This is a genomic window from Kitasatospora sp. NPDC088742 (assembly GCF_055584905.1).
The window spans coordinates 66,867-88,289 of the sequence record NZ_JBVJLD010000019.1; the positions used below are offsets into that span (position 1 = coordinate 66,867).

The 21,423-nt window shown below is 73.0% G+C and carries 19 protein-coding genes; 14 read left to right on the forward strand and 5 right to left on the reverse strand.

Annotated elements, in window-relative coordinates; translation table 11 throughout:
• Positions 1 to 3 precede the first annotated feature (3 nt).
• The 5 genes from ACZ6ZR_RS17155 to ACZ6ZR_RS17175 all read right to left on the reverse strand — a co-directional run bounded on the left by ACZ6ZR_RS17155 (position 4) and on the right by ACZ6ZR_RS17175 (position 6,326).
• Positions 4 to 918: an ATP-grasp domain-containing protein gene (locus tag ACZ6ZR_RS17155; protein WP_465643062.1), complete on the reverse strand. Its 915-nt coding sequence runs from the start codon at positions 916 to 918 to the stop codon at positions 4 to 6.
• On the reverse strand, positions 915 to 2,072 hold the full coding sequence (locus ACZ6ZR_RS17160) for a hypothetical protein (RefSeq protein ID WP_465643064.1): 1,158 nt from the start codon (positions 2,070 to 2,072) through the stop codon (positions 915 to 917). The genes ACZ6ZR_RS17155 and ACZ6ZR_RS17160 overlap by 4 nt, the downstream gene beginning before the upstream one ends.
• Entirely contained in the window at positions 2,069 to 3,991 is a 1,923-nt protein-coding gene (locus tag ACZ6ZR_RS17165) for a M6 family metalloprotease domain-containing protein (RefSeq protein ID WP_465643066.1), read from the reverse strand. Before ACZ6ZR_RS17165 ends, ACZ6ZR_RS17160 begins: the two co-directional genes overlap by 4 nt.
• Positions 3,992 to 4,102: 111 nt before the next feature.
• Positions 4,103 to 4,798, reverse strand: coding sequence for a Clp protease N-terminal domain-containing protein (locus tag ACZ6ZR_RS17170; protein WP_465643068.1), 696 nt, complete (start codon positions 4,796 to 4,798; stop codon positions 4,103 to 4,105).
• A 49-nt stretch (positions 4,799 to 4,847) separates the two neighbouring features.
• A complete protein-coding gene (locus ACZ6ZR_RS17175; RefSeq protein WP_465643070.1) occupies positions 4,848 to 6,326 on the reverse strand; it encodes an alpha/beta hydrolase in 1,479 nt (492 codons plus the stop codon).
• Between the two features lie 225 nt (positions 6,327 to 6,551).
• Between ACZ6ZR_RS17175 and argG the strand changes: the two genes are divergently transcribed.
• From argG to cbiE, 14 genes are all read left to right on the forward strand, one after another.
• Complete coding sequence (argG, locus tag ACZ6ZR_RS17180; protein WP_465643072.1) at positions 6,552 to 8,006, forward strand: argininosuccinate synthase; 1,455 nt, start codon at positions 6,552 to 6,554, stop codon at positions 8,004 to 8,006.
• A gap of 193 nt (positions 8,007 to 8,199) precedes the next feature.
• Positions 8,200 to 9,228 carry an N-acetyl-gamma-glutamyl-phosphate reductase gene (gene argC / locus ACZ6ZR_RS17185; protein WP_465643074.1) on the forward strand — a complete coding sequence of 343 codons (1,029 nt, stop codon included), beginning with the start codon at positions 8,200 to 8,202 and terminating at the stop codon, positions 9,226 to 9,228.
• Positions 9,225 to 10,394 carry a bifunctional glutamate N-acetyltransferase/amino-acid acetyltransferase ArgJ gene (gene argJ, locus ACZ6ZR_RS17190; protein ID WP_465643076.1) on the forward strand — a complete coding sequence of 390 codons (1,170 nt, stop codon included), beginning with the start codon at positions 9,225 to 9,227 and terminating at the stop codon, positions 10,392 to 10,394. Before argC ends, argJ begins: the two co-directional genes overlap by 4 nt.
• 13 nt (positions 10,395 to 10,407) lie before the next feature.
• Positions 10,408 to 11,340 carry an acetylglutamate kinase gene (gene argB / locus ACZ6ZR_RS17195; protein WP_465643078.1) on the forward strand — a complete coding sequence of 311 codons (933 nt, stop codon included), beginning with the start codon at positions 10,408 to 10,410 and terminating at the stop codon, positions 11,338 to 11,340.
• Positions 11,337 to 12,527, forward strand: coding sequence for an acetylornithine transaminase (locus ACZ6ZR_RS17200; protein ID WP_465643080.1), 1,191 nt, complete (start codon positions 11,337 to 11,339; stop codon positions 12,525 to 12,527). The genes argB and ACZ6ZR_RS17200 overlap by 4 nt, the downstream gene beginning before the upstream one ends.
• 24 nt (positions 12,528 to 12,551) lie before the next feature.
• Positions 12,552 to 13,100 carry an arginine repressor gene (locus ACZ6ZR_RS17205; protein WP_465643082.1) on the forward strand — a complete coding sequence of 183 codons (549 nt, stop codon included), beginning with the start codon at positions 12,552 to 12,554 and terminating at the stop codon, positions 13,098 to 13,100.
• A gap of 248 nt (positions 13,101 to 13,348) precedes the next feature.
• The gene (argH, locus tag ACZ6ZR_RS17210; protein WP_465643084.1) at positions 13,349 to 14,773 is read left to right on the forward strand and encodes an argininosuccinate lyase; all 1,425 of its coding nucleotides are present in this window, start codon (positions 13,349 to 13,351) and stop codon (positions 14,771 to 14,773) included.
• 43 nt (positions 14,774 to 14,816) lie between these two features.
• Positions 14,817 to 15,140 carry a hypothetical protein gene (locus ACZ6ZR_RS17215; RefSeq protein WP_465643086.1) on the forward strand — a complete coding sequence of 108 codons (324 nt, stop codon included), beginning with the start codon at positions 14,817 to 14,819 and terminating at the stop codon, positions 15,138 to 15,140.
• Between the two features lie 257 nt (positions 15,141 to 15,397).
• Complete coding sequence (locus tag ACZ6ZR_RS17220; protein ID WP_465643088.1) at positions 15,398 to 15,892, forward strand: GNAT family N-acetyltransferase; 495 nt, start codon at positions 15,398 to 15,400, stop codon at positions 15,890 to 15,892.
• A 402-nt stretch (positions 15,893 to 16,294) separates the two neighbouring features.
• Positions 16,295 to 17,320, forward strand: a complete 1,026-nt coding sequence (locus ACZ6ZR_RS17225; RefSeq protein WP_465643090.1) for a methionine ABC transporter ATP-binding protein — start codon at positions 16,295 to 16,297, stop codon at positions 17,318 to 17,320.
• Complete coding sequence (locus ACZ6ZR_RS17230) at positions 17,317 to 18,054, forward strand: methionine ABC transporter permease (protein WP_465643092.1); 738 nt, start codon at positions 17,317 to 17,319, stop codon at positions 18,052 to 18,054. The genes ACZ6ZR_RS17225 and ACZ6ZR_RS17230 overlap by 4 nt, the downstream gene beginning before the upstream one ends.
• A 46-nt stretch (positions 18,055 to 18,100) precedes the next feature.
• The gene (locus tag ACZ6ZR_RS17235) at positions 18,101 to 18,928 is read left to right on the forward strand and encodes a MetQ/NlpA family ABC transporter substrate-binding protein (RefSeq protein WP_465643094.1); all 828 of its coding nucleotides are present in this window, start codon (positions 18,101 to 18,103) and stop codon (positions 18,926 to 18,928) included.
• A 149-nt stretch (positions 18,929 to 19,077) separates the two neighbouring features.
• Positions 19,078 to 19,665, forward strand: coding sequence for a GNAT family N-acetyltransferase (locus ACZ6ZR_RS17240; protein WP_465643096.1), 588 nt, complete (start codon positions 19,078 to 19,080; stop codon positions 19,663 to 19,665).
• A 156-nt stretch (positions 19,666 to 19,821) separates the two neighbouring features.
• A complete protein-coding gene (gene cbiE / locus ACZ6ZR_RS17245; RefSeq protein WP_465643098.1) occupies positions 19,822 to 21,081 on the forward strand; it encodes a precorrin-6y C5,15-methyltransferase (decarboxylating) subunit CbiE in 1,260 nt (419 codons plus the stop codon).
• Positions 21,082 to 21,423: the final 342 nt, after the last annotated feature.

A 21,423-nucleotide genomic window follows, 5' to 3' on the forward strand; every position in this document is an offset into this window, starting at 1 on the left:
GGCTCATGCCTCCACGGGGGTGCGGGCCCCGGCCAGCAGCGCGGCCAGGGCGGCGGCGATCGGCAGGCCGGTGTGCGATTCGTAGTAGCTGTAGGCGGGCATCGGATTCACCTCGAAGCACACCCAAGCACCGTCCGGCCGCTGCCGCAGGTCGATCCCGGCCAGCGGCAGGCCCAGCGCGGCGGCCAGTGCCACCGACCGCTCCGCCACCGCCTCCGGCAGCTCGCACACCGTCAGCTCGGCCCGCAGGCCGTCCCGGTGGGCGTAGCGGTAGTCCACGGCGGCGCTCTCCACCCCGGCCGCGAACACCTCCCGGCCGACCACGTGGACCCGTACGTCCCGGCCCGGCACGTACGCCTGGAACTGGGTCGGCAGGCCGCTCACCAGGTGCAGGCGTGACTCGTCGTCAGGAGTCAGCTCCCGCACGATCGAGCGGATGCCGCTGACCGACTTGTAGACCACCCGGCCGTGCTCGGCGCGGAACTCGCGGACCTCGTCCGGGTCGTCCGTCACCAGGGTCTCCGGCACAGGGAAGCCGGACCTGGCGATCAGCTGGGCCTGGTACGGCTTGGACGCGTTGGACTCCATGGCGAGCGGGCGGTTCACCACCAAGGCGTCGGCCCAGTCCAGCCAGTCGGTGAACCAGCGGTGGAAGGCGGCCGCCCGGGCCCGCGCCGCCAGGTCGTCGCCCGGGGCGGCGGGCAGCTCCAGCGGGCGGGCGTAGACGGCCGAGACCTCGGTGAGCGGCACCTGCCGCCCGTCGACGGACACCAGCCCGGGCAGGCCGGCCCCGCAGACGAAGTCGTGCCGGGCCAGCCGGGCCTGATCGACCACCAGGTGCTCGTACTCGGCGGCCCGGGCGGCCTCCACGGCGCGCGTCAGCGGCGGATCGTCGAGCAGCCCGTAGAACAGGATCACCGCGCCACCTCCCGGGCCTGGCCGTGCGGGGCGGCTGCGCCGGGCCGGGCGGGGGACTGCGCGGCGGGGGACGGCGCAGCGGGGGCGTGGGGTGGGGCCGACGCGCCGGGGTGGGGCGGGGATCGCCGGTCGCCGGCCGCGGCCGCGCGCTCGGCCGCCGGGCAGGGCGGCGGCCCGTCCGGGGCGGCGGCGCGGGCCGGGGGCTCCGGCTGCCCGGCCTGCGGGCGTGCGAGGGCCCCGCCCTCCTGACGCGGCGTCAGCCGGCCGGGGGCGGCGCCGTGCACGGCCGTCGCCTCCCGGGCTCCGGTGGACGGGGCTTCCGCGTCTCGGCCGTTCGGCTCGCCGCCGGCGGCCGTCCGGTGGAGCCAGTCGGTGACGGCGGTGCGGTGGGCGGTGGGGGTCAGGGGCGGGTGGAGGTCGATCTCGGTGAGCCGTCCGGTGAGGGTGAAGCAGAGCTCCAGGAGGGAGGTGCCGAGGCGGTCGGCGAGGAGTCTGGCCTGCGGGCCGTAGCGGGCGGCGGCCGGGCCGAGGAGGTGGTGGCCGCAGAGCAGGAGGCGGGGGCCGGTGGCCGGGGCCGGGTGGAGCTCGGCCGGGACGGGCGCGCCGGGGCCGCCGGGCCACTCCAGCTCGGGGACGAGCCGCTCGCCCGGCCCGGGGGTGAGCAGGCCGCTCCGGGTGGCCCGGCCGGTGCGGGTCACCGGGAGGCCGAGGCGCCCGGCCAGCGCGAGGGCGGTGGTGGCGGAGAGCACGCCCGGGGAGGTGCCGCAGGAGTGGCGTGGGCCGAGCACCCGGGGCCCGAGGCCGAGCAGCCAGCTGGCGAGCAGCGCGTACCGCTCGGCCCGGGCGTAGTCGTGGTCCTTGGCCGAGGCGCCGGCCGCCCGGACCAGCGGAAGGTGCGTCAGACGGTGCAGCACCGCGCCCACCCCGTCGTCGGCGAGCCGCTCGCCGCCGGGCAGGGTTAGCACGGTGCGTGCGGCCCCGGCGGCGTCCACCCGGTGCGTCCACCGGGCCCGGAGCAGTTCTCCGGGGCCGAGCAGCAGCACCCGGCCGCTGCCCGCCCGGCCGGCCAGCGCGCGGGCCACCGAGGCCGCGCCCAGGTCGGTGCGGTCGGCCAGGACGAGCACCGTGCGGGGCGCCGCAGGGGCCGCCGTCACTGCGGGGGCAGGTTGTCGAAGGACCGCTTGGCCGCCGGGTCGCCCGCGGCCATGGCCTGCCGGAGCCCTTCGGCCTCCGGGTCGTAGACCGGCCCGCCCTGGAGGTCGGGGCGCAGTGCGGAGCCGATGAACGGCTCGCCGGCCCCGACCCCGGCCCCGCCCCCGTCCTCGTAACCCGTCCCGTCCTGTCCGCCGCCCTGGCCACCGCCGTCCTGACCGCCCGTCAGGGCCTGCTCCACGGCGGCCAGCCGGGCCTGGAGGTCGAGCACGGCCTCGGTCAGCGGGTCGGTGTCGGCGGCGCTGTGCTCGAAGGGGAGCTTGGGCCGCTCGGGCCGCTTGTTCTCGACCCGGTCCTTGATGTCCTTGCGCTCCTTGAAGGGCTCCTTGACCTCCTTCCGGGCGTCCTTGCGCTCCTTGAACGGCTCCTTGAGGTCCTTGAGCCCGTCCTTCAGCTCCTTGCGGGCGTCCTTGAGCTCCTTGCCGCCGTCCTTCAGCTCCTTGGTCAGCGGCTTGCCGCAGGAGACCGAGACGGTGGCGGTCATGCTCACCGCCGGGGCGGGGATGCCGGTGACGGAGACACAGGTGTCGGCGCCCGCGTAGGACTTGGAGTTCGGCGTGCTGCTGGAGCTGAACTCCGTCCGCCCCGCGCTGCCCGGGAACGGGTCGCCGCCGTCGCCGCGGTTGCGGGCCAGCTCCAGGTCGCGGCGGTCGTCGGCCTGGACCAGGCCGACCTTGTAGTGGTTCTCGTCGGTGTTCCCCGGCTTGGTCTCGTCCACGTGCCAGACCAGCAGGCCGGGGCCGGGCAGCGAGACGTCGTAGCCACTCTGCTGGCGGTTCTCCACCAGGAAGTACTCGCTGCCGCCGGCGCCGTTCTTCCAGAGCCGGTGGACGGTGTGGCTGGACTTGACGTCCTCGAAGGTGACCGGGCCGCCGGAGGTGACCACGGTGGCGCTCGCCCAGCCCTGGTTCACCTTGCACCAGGCGGACGGGTGGGTCGGCACGTCGCCCCCGCCGCCCCAGGAACCGCCGCCCATCAGGCACCAGTTGCCGACGCCCTCGGAGGTGCCGTCGGTGTCGTAGAGGTCGGGGAAGCCGAACAGCAGGTGGCCCAGCTCGTGCGCGCAGACGCCGATCTTCGCGTCCTCGGGGATGGTGAGGTAGGCGAACACCTTGGTGCCGTCCACGTTCTGCACCTCGGGCAGGGTCCACTTGTGCGACCAGATGTCGCCCGGGTGGCCGGTGGCCTCGCCGCCGGAGCCGGCGTGGACCACGATGAAGGCGTCCACGAAGCCGTTGCCGTCGTTGTCGTACGGGGTGAAGTCCACCGTCGGGTCGGCGGCCGCCAGCGCGTCACGGGCCATCAGGTGGGCGCGGGGCTCCCCGGTGGGGCGGCCGATGCCGAAGTTCCCGTTGGCGTACCAGGCCAGCGTCTGCGGCAGCCGGAGCGGGCCGACCACCTCGCCGACGATGTCCACCAGACCGTGCGTCACCTCGCGGTAGTACTCCCGGACGGAACCGTGCTCCAGCTCGCCGAGCGAGAAGAACAGCTTCTCGAAGTGCGCCTGATCGGCCGTCAGGGTCTTGTCGGAGAAGTCCGCCAGCACCACCACGACCCGCACCGCGCCGCGCAGCGGGGCCCGCTCGGCGGCCGCCTGCTTGATCGTGGTGTACGGGGTGCCGAGCGGGAACTCCTCGGGCGGGAAGATGGCGCCGTCGTCGAAGCCGAGCCGGTGCGGCGTGCGCCCCACCGAGAGCTGGCCGGCCAGCGCGTCCGGGCCGGAGCGCAGGCGGGCCAGCTCCTGCTCGAGCCGCTCGCGCAGCTCGGGGCTGGGTGCCACGGCGCAGAAGTCGGACCAGACGGCCCGGCCCCCGGGCCCGTCGCCGGCTCTGGAGGTGGAGGGGGAGGAGGACTGGGGCATGGCGGCTCCCTCGGCAGCGGACTGCGGTCTTCTGACTACGCATGGTAGTGAGCCGAGCGCGCGTGCGATACCGCCGTACGGGGGAGCCGCCCCGGTGCAGGCCTTGGGGTGTCAGCCTTGTTCGGTGACGAATCGTTCCGTCTCCGCCTTGCCGACGCCGAGGTCGGTCAGCAGTCCGGCCCCGTCCTCCAGCTCCAGGGCGGCCAGCACGATGTGCTCGGTGCCCACGTGCTGGTGGCCGAGCCGGATCGCCTCGCGGAAGGTCAGCTCCAGCAGCTTCTTGCAGGCCGTGTCGTACGGGATCAGGGCCGGCTGGTGCTCGGCCGGCGCGGGCAGGGTGGCGGTGGCGGCCGCGCGCAGCTGCTGCGGCGTCACCCCCTGCGCGGCCAGCGCCCGGAAGCCGAGCGAGTCCTGAGTGGTGGTCAGGCCGAGCAGCAGGTGAGCGGTGCGGATCTCGTCACCGCCCGCCGACCGGGCCTCCTCCTGGGAGGCGACCACGGCCGTGCGGGCCGCGTCGTCGAACTTCTTGAAGCCCTGGCTCGGGTCCAGGCTGCCGGGCTCGCCCGGGTCCTTGGGCACGAAGCGCTTCTGGGCCGCCTGGCGGGTGACGCCCATGTGGCGCCCGATGTCGGTCCAGGAGGCGCCGGAGCGCCGGGCCTGGTCGACGAAGTGCCCGATCAGGTGGTCGGCCAGCTCGCCGAGGTGGTCGGCCGCGATGACCGCCCCTTCGAGCTGCACCAGGGCGTCGGTGGGGTGGACCTTCTTGATGGACTCGATCAGGTCGTCGAGCCGTACCGGAGTCGTCATGTGTCAACCTTAAGTTGACACTCCTGGGGTGTCAACCCCGGGTTGACATCTACTCGGCGGGGCAGAACGCGTCGCCCGCCGGACGGCTGCCGGTGGTCAGGAAGGCGGTCACCAGCCGGTCGCCGCAGGCGTTCCCGTTGGCCGCGTAGACGTCGTGGCCGCCGGAGTCGACCGTGACCATCCGGGCTCGCTGGCCCAAGGCCTGACGGAGCTTCAGGGCGCCGGCGTACGGGGTGGCGGGGTCGCGCAGGTTCTGCGCCAGCAGCACGTTCGGCGGGCCGGCCGGGGTGATCCGGACGGGGGGCTCGGCGGGGGCGGGCCAGAAGGCGCAGGGCATCACGTTGACGGGCATGCCCGCCGTGAGCGGGTGCCGCGCGCGGGATTCCGCGACGGCCTCGGTGTACGCAGCCGGGTCGCGCGGCCAGGCCACGTCGTTGCAGAGCACCGCGGCCGAGACCGCCACCGTGTTCTGCAGCGCCGCGTCCGGGGGCAGCTGCGGCGCCGGCGGGGTGCGGCGGTCCAGTCCGGCGCGGACCAGGCGGGCCAGGGCGGGGAAGCGCTCGTCGTCGTAGAGCGAGGTGAGCAGTGCCTCGCGGAGCGCGTTCCCGTCCAGCGCCTCCGGGTTGGCACCCGGCCAGGCCAGCGGCTCGCGGTCCAGCGCGGCGGCCAGCTCCAGGAAGAGCGGCCGGACCAGCTCCGGGCGCTCGGCCAGCCGCAGCGGGTTGTCCGGCGCGGCGGCCCAGCGGGCGAAGTCCGGGAACCGGTCCTCGGCGCCCGGCCCGAACGCGGCCAGCCAGCCCCGGCCCACCTTCGCCGGGTCCGGGTCGTCGTTGCTGTCGAGCACGACCCGGTCGGTGCGGTCCGGGAACATCGTGCTGTACACCGCCCCGGCGTAGGTGCCGTAGGAGACGCCCCAGAGCGAGAGCTTCCGCTCCCCGAGCGCCTGCCGGACCGCGTCGATGTCGCGGGCCTCGTTGGCGGTGGAGAGGGTACGCAGCACCGGGCCGCCGTTGCGCAGGCAGGCCTCGGCGACCCGGCGGGCGGTCTCGGTGTTGGCGGTGGTCGAGCCGTCGGCGGCCGGCCAGGGGCGCAGCTTCGTCATCGACAGGTCCTCGTGCGCCAGCCCGCAGCTCACCGGAGTGCTCCGGCCCACCCCGCGCGGGTCGAAGCCGACCAGGTCGTACATCTCCCGGACCTCGCGCGGCAGTTGCTTCGCCGCCTTGGTCGGCCAGTCCACCGCCCCGCCGCCCGGGCCGCCGGGCACCATCAGCAGGACGCCCCGCCGCCGCTCCGGCCGCTCGGCCGGGATCCGGGAGACGGCCAGGGTGATCCGCGGGCCGCCGGGCGCGGCGTGGTCCAGCGGCACCTCCACGGTGGCGCACCGCTGGCGCGGGTCGAGGTCCTTGCCGGGGCAGCTGGTCCAACCCGGGCGGTGCGGGCTCGCGTCGGCGGTCGGGACGGCGAGCCCCAGGAGCGAGGCGGCCACGGCGGTGGCGGCGGCGAGGGCGGCGATTCGGTGCGTCGTCATGCCCCGAAGTCTTCTCCTCCGGCCCCCGCCGCCCCATCCGGCCAGCGGGCCGGTCCGGGGTGGGGCATTCCCCACCCCGGCGGGGGAGTTGACCCCTCGTCAGGAACGGCGCGCCGGGATCGGCGGCCGGAGCCTGTCGGGGCGGCGGCCCGGCTGGCAGGATGGCCGCGCGAGCGCGCTCGGAACCGCTTTGCATGGCCATGCGTTCTGATGCATACTCTTCCCATGTCCAAGGTCCTCACCTCCCTCCCCACCGGCGAGCGCGTCGGTATCGCCTTCTCCGGCGGCCTCGACACCTCGGTGGCCGTCGCCTGGATGCGTGACAAGGGCGCCGTGCCCTGCACGTACACGGCCGACATCGGCCAGTACGACGAGCCCGACATCGCCTCGGTGCCCGGCCGCGCCGCCGCCTACGGGGCGGAGATCGCGCGCCTGGTGGACTGCAAGGCCGCCCTGGTCGAGGAGGGGCTGGCGGCGCTGGCCTGCGGCGCGTTCCACATCCGCTCCGGCGGCCGGGCGTACTTCAACACCACGCCGCTGGGCCGGGCCGTCACCGGCACCCTGCTGGTCCGGGCGATGCTCGAGGACGGCGTGCAGATCTGGGGCGACGGCTCCACCTACAAGGGCAACGACATCGAGCGGTTCTACCGCTACGGCCTGCTGGCCAACCCGCACCTGCGGATCTACAAGCCCTGGCTGGACGCGGACTTCGTGACCGAGCTGGGCGGCCGCAAGGAGATGTCCGAGTGGCTGGTCGCGCACGACCTGCCGTACCGGGACTCCACCGAGAAGGCGTACTCCACCGACGCCAACATCTGGGGCGCCACCCACGAGGCCAAGACCCTGGAGCACCTCGACACCGGCATCGAGACCGTCGACCCGATCATGGGCGTCCGGTTCTGGGACCCGTCGGTGGAGATCGCCACCGAGGACGTCACCATCGCCTTCGAGCAGGGCCGGCCGGTCTCGATCAACGGCAAGACCTTCGCCACCCCGGTCGACCTGGTCATGGAGGCCAACGCGATCGGCGGCCGGCACGGCCTCGGCATGTCCGACCAGATCGAGAACCGGATCATCGAGGCGAAGAGCCGCGGCATCTACGAGGCCCCCGGCCTCGCGCTGCTGCACATCGTCTACGAGCGCCTCGTCAACGCGATCCACAACGAGGACACCATCGCCGCCTACCACAACGAGGGCCGCCGCCTCGGCCGGCTGCTCTACGAGGGCCGCTGGCTGGACCCGCAGGCCCTGATGGTCCGTGAGTCGCTCCAGCGCTGGGTCGGCGCCGCGGTCACCGGCGAGGTCACCCTGCGGCTGCGCCGCGGCGAGGACTACTCGATCCTCGACACCAAGGGCCCGGCCCTCAGCTACCACCCGGACAAGCTCTCCATGGAGCGCACCGAGGACGCCGCCTTCGGCCCGGTCGACCGGATCGGCCAGCTGACCATGCGCAACCTCGACATCGCCGACTCCCGCTCCCGCCTGGAGCAGTACGCCGCCCTCGGCCTGGTCGGCGAGGCCCCCGGCGGCCAGAGCTCGATCGGCGCAGCCCAGGCGGCCTCGACCGGCCTGATCGGCGCGATGGACCAGGGTGGCGCCAAGGCCATCGCCTCCACCGTCGAGCCCACCGCCGAGGAGGCCGCCCTCGACCGCGCGGCCATGGAGTCCGGCACCGACTGACCGTCACCGTCCGTGCGCGGCACGGTCGTTGGGCCCCGGTGGGAGCAGTCCCGCCGGGGCCCTTCCCTGTGTGCGCCCAGGGCGCCGCGCCGTGGGAAACTTAGGTAAGCCTAAGTTCGATGCTGTCGCCAAGCTCCTTGCATGAATGTTCCGTACTGCGTATATTCATGCCTAGCCCTAGAGAGGAATCGTCATGGCATTGCGAGTGGCCGTCGCCGGAGCGAGCGGGTATGCGGGCGGCGAGGCGCTGCGCCTGCTGCTCGGCCACCCGGAGGTCGAGATCGGCGCGCTGACCGGTGGGTCCAACGCCGGGGCGCGGTTCGGGGAGTTGCAGCCGCACCTGCTGCCGCTGGCCGACCGGGTGCTGGAGCCGACCACCCCCGAGACGCTGGCCGGGCACGACGTGGTCTTCCTCGGGCTGCCGCACGGCCAGTCCGCCGCCGTCGCCGAGGCGCTCGGCGAGGACGTGCTGGTGGTGGACTGCGGGGCGGACTTCCGGCTCAAGGACGCCGCGGTCTGGGAGAAGTTCTACGGCTCCCCGCACGCCGGCACCTGGCCCTACGGCCTGCCCGAACTCCCCGGCCACCGGGCCGCGTTGAAGGACACCAAGCGGATCGCCGTGCCGGGCTGCTACCCGACCGCCGTCACCCTGGCGCTGTTCCCGGCCTACGCCGCCCGCCTCGCCGAGCCGGAGGCGGTGATCACCGCCGCCTCGGGCACCTCCGGCGCCGGCAAGGCGGCCAAGCCGCACCTGCTGGGCAGCGAGGTGATGGGCTCGATGAGCCCGTACGGCGTGGGCGGCGGCCACCGGCACACCCCGGAGATGGCGCAGAACCTCGGCCCGGTCGCCGGGGAGGACGTGATCGTCTCCTTCACCCCGACCCTGGCCCCGATGCCCCGCGGCATCCTGGCCACCTGCAGCGCCAAGGCGAAGCCGGGCACCACCGCGGAGGGCCTGCGCCGCGCGTACGCCGAGGCCTTCGCGGGCGAGCCCTTCGTCCGCCTGCTGCCCGAGGGGCAGTGGCCGCAGACCAGTTCGGTCTACGGCTCCAACGCCGCGCTGGTCCAGGTCGCCCTGGACGAGCACGCCGGGCGGGTCATCGCGATCAGCGCGATCGACAACCTGGTGAAGGGCACCGCCGGCGGCGCGGTGCAGAGCATGAACATCGCCCTCGGCCTCCCCGAGGAGCTCGGCCTCCCCTTGATCGGAGTCGCACCGTGACCACCAGTCAGAACCTCGGCGTCACGGCGGCCAAGGGCTTCCGCGCCGCCGGGATCACCGCCGGCATCAAGGCCAGCGGCACCCCCGACCTCGCCCTGGTGGTCAACGACGGCCCGCAGCTGGCCGCAGCCGGCGTCTTCACCTCGAACCGGGTCAAGGCCGCCCCCGTGCTCTGGAGCGAGCAGGTGGTGAAGGGCGGTCAGATCTCCGCGGTCGTCCTCAACTCCGGTGGCGCCAACGCCTGCACCGGCCCGGCCGGCTTCCAGGACACCCACGCCACCGCCGAGAAGGTCGCCGCCGAGCTGGGGCTGAACGCGGGCGAGGTGGCCGTCGCCTCCACCGGTCTGATCGGCGTCCGGCTGCCGATGGACATCCTGCTGCCCGGCGTGGAGCAGGCCGCCAAGGCGCTCAGCGACGGCGGCGGCGAGGCCGCCGCGATCGCCATCAAGACCACCGACACCGTGCACAAGACCTCCCAGGTCACCCAGGGCGGCTGGACGGTCGGCGGGATGGCCAAGGGCGCCGGCATGCTCGCCCCGAGCCTGGCCACCATGCTGGTCGTCATCACCACCGACGCCGTGGTGGATGCCCCCGGCCTGGACGCCGCGCTGCGCTCGGCCACCAACGTCACCTTCGACCGGATCGACTCCGACGGCTGCATGTCGACCAACGACACCGTGCTGCTGCTGGCCTCCGGCGCCTCCGGCGTCACCCCGGACGCGGCCGAGTTCGCCGCCGCGGTGGCCACCGTCAGCGCCGACCTGGCCCGCCAGCTGATCGGCGACGCCGAGGGCGCGTCCAAGGACATCCGGATCGACGTGGTGAACGCGGCCACCGAGGCCGAGGCCGTCGAGGTGGCCCGCACCATCTCCCGGAACAACCTGCTCAAGTGCGCCCTGCACGGCGAGGACCCGAACTGGGGCCGGGTGCTGGCCGCGATCGGCACCACCACCGCCGCCTTCGACCCGAACGAGCTGAACGTCGCGATCAACGGCGTCTGGGTCTGCCAGGACGGCGGCGTGGGGGAGGACCGCGACCTGGTCGACATGACGGGCCGTGAGATCGTCATCACCGCCGACCTGCGGGCCGGGGAGGCGAAGGCCAGCGTGTGGACCAACGACCTCACCGCCGACTACGTCCACGAGAACAGCGCCTACTCCACCTGAGCCGGGGGACACCGTGAAGATCGCACCCAAGGGCGAACAGGCCCGGAACAACACCGCGCTGCCCAAGGCGGTGACCCTGATCGAGGCGCTGCCCTGGCTGGAGCGCTTCCACGGCAAGACCGTGGTCATCAAGTTCGGCGGCAACGCCATGGTCGACGAGTCGTTGAAGGCGGCCTTCGCCCAGGACGTGGTCTTCCTGCGCTACGCCGGGCTGCACCCGGTCGTGGTGCACGGCGGCGGCCCGCAGATCAGCTCCCAGCTGGAGAAGCTGGGCCTGAAGTCCAGCTTCACCGCCGGCCTGCGGGTCACCACCCCCGAGACCATGGACGTGGTCCGGATGGTGCTGGCCGGCCAGGTCCAGCGCGAGCTGGTCGGGCTGCTCAACGAGCACGGCCCGTTCGCGGTCGGCATGACCGGCGAGGACGCCCACACCATGACCGCCGTGAAGCGGTACGCCGTGGTGGACGGCGAGCAGGTCGACATCGGCCTGGTCGGAGACATCGTCAACGTCGAGGCGGGCGCGGTGAAGGCGCTCATCGCCGACGGCCGGATCCCGGTGATCTCCTCGATCGCCCGCGGCACCGACGGCCACGTCTACAACATCAACGCCGACACCGCCGCCTCCGCGATGGCCGTCGCGCTCGGTGCCGAGATGCTGGTGGTGCTCACCGACGTCGAGGGCCTGTACGCCAACTGGCCCGACTCGGACGACGTGATCAGCCAGCTCGGCGTCGGCGAGCTGGAGAAGCTGCTGCCGACCCTGGCCAGCGGCATGCTGCCGAAGATGGAGGGCTGCCTGCGCGCCGTCCGCTCCGGCGTGGGCACCGCGCGCGTGCTGGACGGCCGCGTGCAGCACAGCCTGCTGCTGGAGATCTTCACCGACGAGGGCATCGGCACCATGGTGGTGCCGGACGAAGACGAGACGGTCCTGGGGGGCCTGGCATGACGAACGATCAGCTCACCCAGCGGTGGCAGCACTCGCTGATGGACAACTACGGCACCCCCCGGCTCCCGCTGGTCCGGGGCGAGGGCTCGACCTTCTGGGACGCCGACGGCAAGGCCTACCTGGACTTGGTCGGCGGCATCGCGGTGAACGCGCTGGGCACCGCCCACCCCGCCATCGTCGAGGCCGTCACCGGGCAGGTCTCCAAGCTCGGCCACGTCTCCAACCTCTTCATGGCCGAGCCCACCATCGCCCTGGCCGAGCGGCTGCTGGAGCTGGACGGCCGCCCCGGCCGGGTCTTCTTCTGCAACTCCGGCGCCGAGGCCAACGAGGCCGCTTTCAAGATCGGCCGCCTCACCGGGCGGACCCACGTGGTCTCGCTCCAGGGCGCCTTCCACGGCCGGACCATGGGCGCCCTGGCGCTCACCGCCCAGCCCGCCAAGCAGACCCCCTTCCTGCCGCTGCCCGGTGACGTCACCTACGTCCCGTTCGGCGACATCGAGGCGCTGCGGGCCGCCGTCACGGAGGAGACCGCCGCCGTCTTCCTGGAGCCGATCCAGGGCGAGAACGGCGCGATCCCGCTCCCCGAGGGCTATCTGACGGAGGCTCGGGCGATCACCCGGGCCACCGGCACCCTGCTGGTGCTCGACGAGGTGCAGACCGGCATCGGCCGGACCGGCCGCTGGTTCGCCCACCAGGAGTACGAGGGCGTCGAGCCGGACGTGGTCACCCTGGCCAAGGGCCTTGGCGGCGGGCTGCCGATCGGCGCCGTGCTGGCCTTCGGTGAGGCCGCCGAGCTGCTCCACCCGGGCCACCACGGCACCACCTTCGGTGGGAACCCGGTGGTCGCCGCCGCCGGGCTCGCGGTGCTCGACACCATCGCCTCGCAGGGCCTGCTGGAGCACGTCCAGAAGGTCGGCGAGCAGCTGCGCACCGGCGTCGAGGCGCTCGGCCACCCGCTGGTGAGCCACGTCCGGGGCGCCGGGCTGCTGCTCGGCATCGTGCTCAACGAGCCGGTGTCGGCGAAGATCCAGGCCGCCGCCCAGGAGGCCGGGTTCCTGGTGAACGCGGCCGTTCCGGACGCGGTGCGGCTGGTGCCGCCGCTCGTGATCACCGAGGCGGAGGCCGCCTCCTTCCTGGCCGCACTGCCGGAGATCCTGAACAGCGCCACCCCTGACGCGAACGTCTGAGCGGACTCCGGGAGAATCTTCGCCATGACCGCATCCAGCTCCGACCAGTCCGCCACCGGGCCGACGTCGCAGGTCCCGCAGACCCGCACGGCCCGGCACCGGCGGATCGTCGACCTGTTGACCCGTCAGCCCGTCCGCTCGCAGAGCCAGTTGGCCAAGCTGCTCGCCGACGACGGTCTGGTGGTCACCCAGGCGACGCTCTCCCGGGACCTGGACGAGCTGGGTGCGGTGAAGATCCGCAACCGCGACGGTGCCCTGATCTACGCGGTCCCCGCCGAGGGCGGGGACCGCACCCCCCGCGCCCCCATGGGCGAATCCGCCACCGAGGGCCGGATGGCCCGCCTGGCCGGCGAACTCATGGTCTCCGCCACCGCCTCCGGCAACCTGGTCGTCCTGCGCACCCCGCCGGGCGCCGCCCAGTTCCTCGCCTCCGCCATCGACCAGGCCGAGGTCTTCGAGATCATCGGCACCATCGCCGGCGACGACACCGTCCTCCTCATCAGCCGCGACCCCGCCGGCGGCCAGGCCCTCGCCGACCACCTGATGCAACTAGCCCAGGCCAAGGCCCAGTAGCACCCGCCCCACCCCGACCGCCCGCCCCGCCCCCGCCCCCGGCCCGGCGGGCGTCGTCACACCCACAAGCCCGCCGCAGGCGACCTCGCGTCTGCTCCGCCGCCCCCCGCAAGCCCGCTGCAGGCGACCTCGCGTCTGCTCCGCCACCCCCCCATAAGCCCGCCGCAGGCGACCCGCATTTTGTGTTTCATGCGATGCAGTGCATACTTATGCCAATCCTCGTACAGTTACCCGAAGGAGCCCAAGCGATGACCGCCGACCAGAACGCCGACGTCCGCCTCTGGGGCGCCCGCTTCGCCGACGGCCCCTCGGAGGCGCTGGCCAAGCTGTCCGCCTCGGTGCACTTCGACTGGCGGCTCGCCCCCTGTGACATCGCCGGCTCGAAGGCCCACGCCCGGGTGCTGCACAAGGCGGGCCTGCTGACCGAGGAGGAGCTGAGCGGCATGCTCGCCGGCCTCGACCAGCTGCTCGCCGACGTCCAGTCGGGTGCCTTCACCGGCACCGTCGCCGACGAGGACGTGCACACCGCCCTGGAGCGCGGCCTGCTGGAGCGCCTCGGCCCGGACCTCGGTGGCAAGCTCCGTGCGGGCCGGTCCCGGAACGACCAGATCGCCACCCTGTTCCGGATGTACCTGCGGGACCACGCGAAGATCATCGGTGGTCTGCTGCTGGACCTGCAGCACGCCCTGGTCGGCCTGGCCGAGGCGCACCCCACCACCGCGATGCCGGGCCGCACCCACCTGCAGCACGCGCAGCCGGTGCTCTTCGCCCACCACGTCCTCGCGCACGTGCAGGCCCTCGGCCGGGACGCCGAGCGGCTGCGCCAGTGGGACGTCCGCACCGCCGTCTCGCCGTACGGCTCCGGCGCCCTGGCCGGGTCCTCGCTCGGGCTGGACCCGGAGCAGGTGGCGGCCGAGCTCGGCTTCGAGCGCGGTTCGGTGGGCAACTCGATCGACGGGACGGCCTCGCGGGACTTCGTCGCCGAGTTCGCCTTCGTGACGGCGATGATCGGGATCAACCTCTCCCGGATCGCCGAGGAGGTGATCATCTGGAACACCAAGGAGTTCGGCTTCATCACGCTGCACGACGCCTTCTCCACCGGCTCCTCGATCATGCCGCAGAAGAAGAACCCGGACATCGCCGAGCTGGCCCGGGGCAAGTCCGGCCGCCTGATCGGCAACCTGACCGGCCTGCTGGCCACCCTCAAGGCGCTGCCGCTGGCCTACAACCGGGACCTCCAGGAGGACAAGGAGCCGGTCTTCGACTCCTGCGACACGCTCGAGGTCCTGCTGCCCGCCTTCACCGGCATGATGGCCACCCTGACGGTGCACCGGGAGCGGCTGGAGGAGCTGGCCCCGGCCGGCTTCTCGCTGGCCACCGACATCGCCGAGTGGCTGGTCAAGCAGGGCGTGCCGTTCCGGGTGGCGCACGAGGTCGCGGGCGCCTGCGTCAAGGTCTGCGAGGGCCTGGGCATCGAGCTCTCGGACCTGACGGACCAGCAGTTCGCCGAGATCAGCGCGCACCTGACGCCGGAGGTCCGCTCGGTGCTCAGCGTGCACGGCGCGATCGCCTCTCGCAGCGGCCGGGGCGGCACCGCCCCGTCGGCGGTGGCGGTGCAGCTGGGCGAGCTCAAGGCGGACCTGGCCACCCAGCAGGAGTGGGTCCAGGGCTGACCGCCCAGGGCTGACGTTCACTCACACAGGGGCACCCCTCGGGGTGCCCCTGTGTCGTTTCCCCGGTGTGATCCGCTACGCCGAACTCGACCCGCAGGCCCACCCCGCCGTCACCCGGACGGAGTGGACCGTGCCCTCCGCCGAGGACCAGGCGCTGACCGCCGCCAGGGCGCGCGCGGTGCGCCGCGCGCTGGCCGTCCTGCCCGGGCGCTGCCCCGAACTGATGACCGCACTCTTCGAATCCCCCGAACTGACGTATCACCAACTCGCCGAGCGCCTGGGCCTTCCGCGCGGCAGTATCGGACCCACCCGCTCACGCTGCCTGGCCTGTCTGCGCGCCCTCCTGCACAACGAACGGCCGGAGTGACCCTCACCACGTCCCGGCCACAGGAGGGTTGCCGCAGGCGGGCCGGTGGGTAGAGCGGTGGCGAACGCGTCCTTGACGCCTCCTCACCCGGCCCGATACTGGGCGTGCGCGCAGAGCCGGGTTCCGGAGGACAGCCGGGACGCGTCTGCGCGACCCCCGGCCTGGGCGGATCCCCGGCCGGGAGACCTTCGGCAGGGCGACCGGTGCGGGACCCTCACCGCGCGCACCGGAACCAACTGATGGGGAGGCCCCCGCACATGGGCATGAGCGTGAACATCTCGGTGGCGAGCGTCGAGGACGCGGAGCAGATCCTCAAGCTCCAGTACCTCGGCTACCAGTCCGAGGCCGAACTGTACGGAGACTGGGCGATCGAACCGCTGACCCAGACCCTGGAGAGTCTGCGCGCCGAACTGACGGAGCGCCACGTGCTCGTCGCCCGGCTCGGCGACGAGATCGTCGGCACCGTCCGCGGCTCGGTGGACGAGGACGGCACCGCACACATCGGCCGTCTGGTCGTGCACCCCCGCATGCAGCGGCACGGCCTGGGCGGCCGGCTGCTGGAGGCGGTCGAGCGCCGCCTCGGCGAGGAGCACGAGGTCGGGGCGTACCAGCTCTTCACCGGCCACCGCAGCCTCGGCAACCTCCGCCTCTACGCCCGCCACGGCTACCGGCAGACCACCGTCCGCGAGGTCTCCGGCCGGCTGAGCGTGGTCACCCTGGAGAAGCACCCGCCGGTCGCCGTCGCGGCCTGAACCACCTCGCGCTACACCCACGGCGCTCCGACCGAACCATCGGTCGGGGCGCCGTCACCCTTGAGGTGACAGTGTCGTGTCCGAAGTTCGGACATCAGGTCCTGATAATTGGGACCGTGTCCATATGTCTGATTTACTTTCACCCATGACCACGACGACGACGCGCACCGCCATCGGCACCATGCCGACGGGTGAGAGCTGCATGTGTCGCTGTCGAATGTGTCGCATCTGAGGGTCTCTCAACTCCCTCTTCTCCCGCGCCGCGAGCCCTGACACGTAAGGGTCACGCCCACGCGCGCCTCCGCCGCACAGCGGCCACGATCGAAGCATGGCCGGACCTGACCCACCCTCAGAGGTGTGCTCCCGCACGCCCTCGTCCGCCCCCGAACAACGGAAGCAGCCGTGATCACCACCAAGGGCCTGACCAAGGTCTACCGAAGCCGGGGCCGCGAGACCACCGCGCTCGCCGGAGTCGACCTGCACGTCCGCGAGGGCGAGGTGTACGGGGTCGTCGGCACCAGCGGCGCCGGGAAGTCCACCCTGATCCGCTGCGTCAACATGCTGGAGCGCCCCAGCTCGGGCACGGTCACCGTGGACGGCGTGGACCTGACCGCGCTGCCCGGCACCGAGCACCGGGCCGGCCGCGAGCTGCGCGCCGCCCGGCAGAAGATCGGCATGGTCTTCCAGCACTTCAACCTGCTCTCCTCCCGCACCGTGCAGGAGAACGTCGAACTCCCGCTGGAGATCATCGGCCTGGACCGCACCCAGCGCCGCCGCAAGGCGGCCGAGCTGCTGGAGCTGGTCGGCCTCGCCGACAAGGCCCGCAACTACCCGGGCCAGCTCTCCGGCGGACAGAAGCAGCGGGTGGGCATCGCCCGCGCGCTGGCCGGAGACCCCAAGGTGCTGCTCTCCGACGAGGCCACCTCGGCGCTCGACCCGGAGACCACCCGCTCGATCCTGGCCCTGCTGCGCGACCTCAACCGGCAGCTCGGCCTCACCGTGCTGCTGATCACCCACGAGATGGACGTCATCAAGTCCGTCTGCGACTCCGCCGCCCTGATGCGCGGCGGCCGGGTGGTGGAGTCCGGGAAGCTCACCGAGCTGCTCGCCACCGAGGGGTCCGAGGTGGCCCGCGAGCTGTTCCCGCTCGGCGAGTTCGGCCAGGGGCACCCCGGCAACACCGTGCTGGAGATCACCTTCCAGGGCGACAGCTCGGCCCGGCCGTTCGTCTCCCAGCTGGCCCGGACCTACCAGATCGACATCAACATCCTGGGCGCCGCGGTCGAGACCGTCTCCGGCCGGATGGTCGGCCGGATGCGGGTCGAACTGCCCGGCGGCCACCAGGACAACGTGGTGCCGATCGGCTTCCTGCGCGAGCAGGGCCTGCAGGTGGACGTGCTGGAGCAGACGGACGGAGCCGCGGCATGACCTGGGACCAGATGCAGGAGCTGATGTGGCCCGCCACCTGGGAGACCTTCCAGATGGTCGGCGTCTCCACCGTCATCACCGTGCTGCTCGGGCTGCCGCTCGGTCTGCTGCTGGTGCTCACCGACAAGGGCGGCTCGCTGCAGAACGCCCCGGTGAACCGGGTGACCGGAGCCGTCGTCAACCTCGGCCGCTCGATGCCGTTCATCATCATCATGGTCGCGCTGCAGACCTTCACCCGGGCCATCGCCGGGACCACCATCGGCTGGGAGGCGGCCACCGTGCCGCTGACGGTCGGTGCCATCCCCTTCTTCGCCCGGCTGGTGGAGACCTCCGTCCGCGAGGTCGACGGCGGACTGCTGGAGGCGTCCCACGCGATGGGCGGCGGCACCTGGACCACCGTCCGCAAGGTGCTGCTCCCCGAGTCGCTGCCCTCACTGGTCTCCTCCGTGGTCACCACGGTCATCGCGCTGATCGGCTTCTCCGCGATGGCCGGCACGGTCGGCGGCGGCGGCCTCGGCTTCCTCGCCATCAACTACGGCTACCTGCGCTTCGAGACCGGCTTCATGTGGGTCATCGTCGCCGAGCTGGCCGTCATCGTGACCGTCATCCAGCTCGCCGGTGACCTGATCGTCCGTCGGCTGACCAACCGCGGCTCCTCCGGCGGCACCACCCGGCTGCTGCGCTCCCGCACCACCACCTCGGAGAAGGACGAAGAACTCGTCCTCCCGCACTGACCACACCCCGTCCCACCCGCACCACCCATGGAGAAAGGCACTTTTCGTGCGTAACGTCCTGAAGTCCGTCAGCATCCTCGCCACCGCCGGGCTCGCCCTGTCCCTGACCGCCTGCGGCAGCGACTCCTCGTCCTCGGGCTCCGGCCCGGACGCGCCGCTGGTCGTCGTCGCCAGCCCGACCCCGCACGCCCAGATCCTGGACTTCGTCAAGAAGAACCTGGCCGACGCGGCCGGGCTCAAGCTCGACGTCAAGGTGGTCACCGACTACGTGACCCCGAACACCTCCGTCCAGGACGGCTCGGCGGACGCCAACTACTTCCAGCACGTGCCGTACCTGGAGGACTTCAACAAGAAGAAGGGCACCGACATCGTCTCCGTCGAGACGGTGCACCTGGAGCCCCTCGGCCTGTACTCCAAGAAGGTGAAGTCGGCCGCCGACCTGGCCGACGGCGCCACCGTGGGCCTGCCCAACGACACCACCAACGAGGGCCGGGCGCTCAAGCTGCTCGCCGACAACAACGTCATCACCCTCAAGGCGGGCGCCGGCACCGCCGCCACCCCGGCCGACGTCACGGGCAACCCGAAGCACCTGAAGTGGAAGGAGCTGGAGGCCGCCCAGCTGCCCCGCTCGCTGCCCGACCTGGACGCCGCCGTGATCAACGGCAACTACGCGATCGAGGCCGGCCTCAAGCCCTCCTCCGACGCGATCCTGCTGGAGAAGGCCGCGGGCAACCCGTACGCCAACATCCTGGCCGTCAAGAAGGGCAAGGAGAACGACCCGCGGGTGAAGAAGCTCGCCGAGCTGCTCCACTCCGACAAGGTCAAGCAGTACATCGACGAGACCTTCAAGGGCTCGGTCGTCCCGGCCTTCTGAACCGCCGGGCCCGGCCGCTGACGGCCGCTCAGAACGGCACCCCCGCCCGCGTGGTGGGGGTGCCGTCGGCGTTCCACCAGGTACCGTGTCACGGCCCGGGCAGGGCGGGGCGTACCGTGTGTCCACGACCCGGCGAGGAGAGAGACGGCATGCCTGCGAGCTTCCCCGAGACCGCGATCAGCACCGAGCGGCTGCTGCTGCGACCCCTCGCGGGCGAGGACGTCCCCGGTCTGGTCGCGATGATGGACGACGAGCTGGTGCACGCCTGGACCGACGTCCTGCAGCCCTTCACCGAGGAGCACGCGCGGGAGTGGATCCGGATGTTCGCGCCCGCCCGGCGCATCGAGGGGCGCGGAATCGTTTTCGCGGTCACCGAGCACCTCACCCGGCGGATGGTCGGCGTGGTCGAACTCCGCTCCACCGACTGGCGGCTGCTCTCCACCGAGGTCGTCTTCGTCACCGCCTCCTGGGCCCGGGGCGAGGGCTACGCGCCCGAGGCGGTCAACGGGGTGGCCCAGTGGCTCTTCGAGGACCGCGGCTTCCTCCGCCTGGAGCTGCGCACCGCGGCCGGGAACACCGCCGGCCAGCAGGTCGCCCAGAAGATCGGCTGCATCAGCGAGGGAGTGCTGCGCAGCGCCTGGATAGTCCGCGGCGGTGAGGGGGACGGCACCGCCGAGGAGAGCCGCAGCGACCTGATCCTGTGGAGCCTGCTCCCCGAGGATATGGGGCCTGTCTGACAACTCGCGCCGGGCACCGCTGACGGATCATCGGAATCCGGCGCACTGCTGTGCGAGTTTCCCGCCCGGCTTTCCCGCGCCGTGCCGGTCGCACCGGGTAGCCTCGGACCGCGCGGGCGGACGGACCGTCACGGAGCCGAAGGAGAGCAGCGGTAGATGGCGGACCGGATCACGGTCATCGGGTGGGACGGTACTCCGCTGACCGAGGCGGCCGCCTCGGCGCTCGCGGGCGCGACCCTGGTGGCGGGAGCCCCGTACCAGTTGTCCGCGCTGCCGGTGCCGGCCGGTGCCGAGCGGCTGGCCCTCGGCAGCGTCCAGCAGGCGGCCCGCCGGATCGCCGCCCACCGGGGCGCGGCCGTGGTGGTGGCCGAAGGCGACCCCGGCTTCTTCGGGGTGGTGCGCGAACTGCGCCGCCCCGAGTACGGACTCGAACTCGAGGTGCTGCCCGCCGTCTCCTCGGTGGCCGCCGCCTTCGCCCGGGCCGGGATGCCCTGGGAGGACGCCCAGGTGGTCAGCGCCCACGGCGGGCGGCTGCGCCGGGCGGCCAACGTCTGCCGCGCCCACCCCAAGGTCGCCGTCCTCACCACTGCGGGCGCCGGGCCCAGCGAACTCGCCCTGATGCTCCGCGGGGTGCACCGGACCTTCGTGGTCTGCGAGGCGCTCGGCACCCCGGAGGAGGACGTCACCGTCCTCACCTCCGAGCGGGTGCCGGACCATGACTGGCGCGATCCGGCCGTGGTCCTGGTGATCGGCGGCGCCGGGCCCAACCACGCCCCCGGCGAGACCTCCGGCTGGCTGGCCGGACGGCCCCTCGGCTTCCCCGGCCCGGACCGGGGCTGGGCCCTGGACGGCCGGGCGTACGCGGGCGCGGAGCAACTCGCCGGAACGGCGGGCGGCGCCGGGGCAGCGCTGCCGCCACACGTCCGCGCGCTGGCGCTGGCCCGGCTCGGTCCGGTGCCGGGCGAGCTGGTCTGGGCGGTCGGCGCGGGTAGCGGGGCGCTGGCGGTGGAGATCGGACGCTTCGGCGCGGCGGTGGTCGCGGTGGAGGCCTCCCGCTCGGCCTGCGCCCAGATCACCGTGAACGCCCGCCGCTACGGCGTGGAGGTCGAAGTGGTGCACGGCGTCGGCCCCGAGGTGCTCGGCGGCCTGCCCGAACCGGACGCCGTGGTGGTGGAGGCGGGCGGCGCCGAGGTGGTCGGCGCGGTGCTCGCGCGGCGGCCGGAGCGGCTGGTCGCGATCGCCCACACGCTGGCCGAGGCGGAGGCGGTCCGGGCCGCGATCACCGCCGCCGGCTACCGCGCGGACGGCGCGCTGCTCCAGGCCGCGCCGCTGGCCCCGGCGGCGGGCGGCGGCCCCGGGCTGACCCTCGGCGCGGGGCAGCAGAGCCTGGTGCTCTGGGGAGAGCTGGCCGCCTGACGGACCGTCCGGGCCCCGGACCTGCGGCTGTCGGGGCTCCGTCAACGGCCGTCGGCCAAACTGCGGTGGTGTGATCAGGATTCGGACAGGGATTCGGTATCCGTTCGGGACAGGCCGGTAGGGTGAAGCCTCCCGCCTGCGCGGCGGTCGTCGGTTCGTGTCCAGTTCGGCCTGTTTGCCACCTTTCTGACGTGGCGGAACTTACAGCCCGGAGGGGCCGTGGACATTCGACGCGGCGCGGGTCGGGCCGGAAGAATGCCGTTGGGCCCGGTGCGGTCGTGCCGGTTGTCCCGAGCTGTCGTTGTTTCTGATGGTGCGCCACCCCTCCCACGGGAGGCGCCC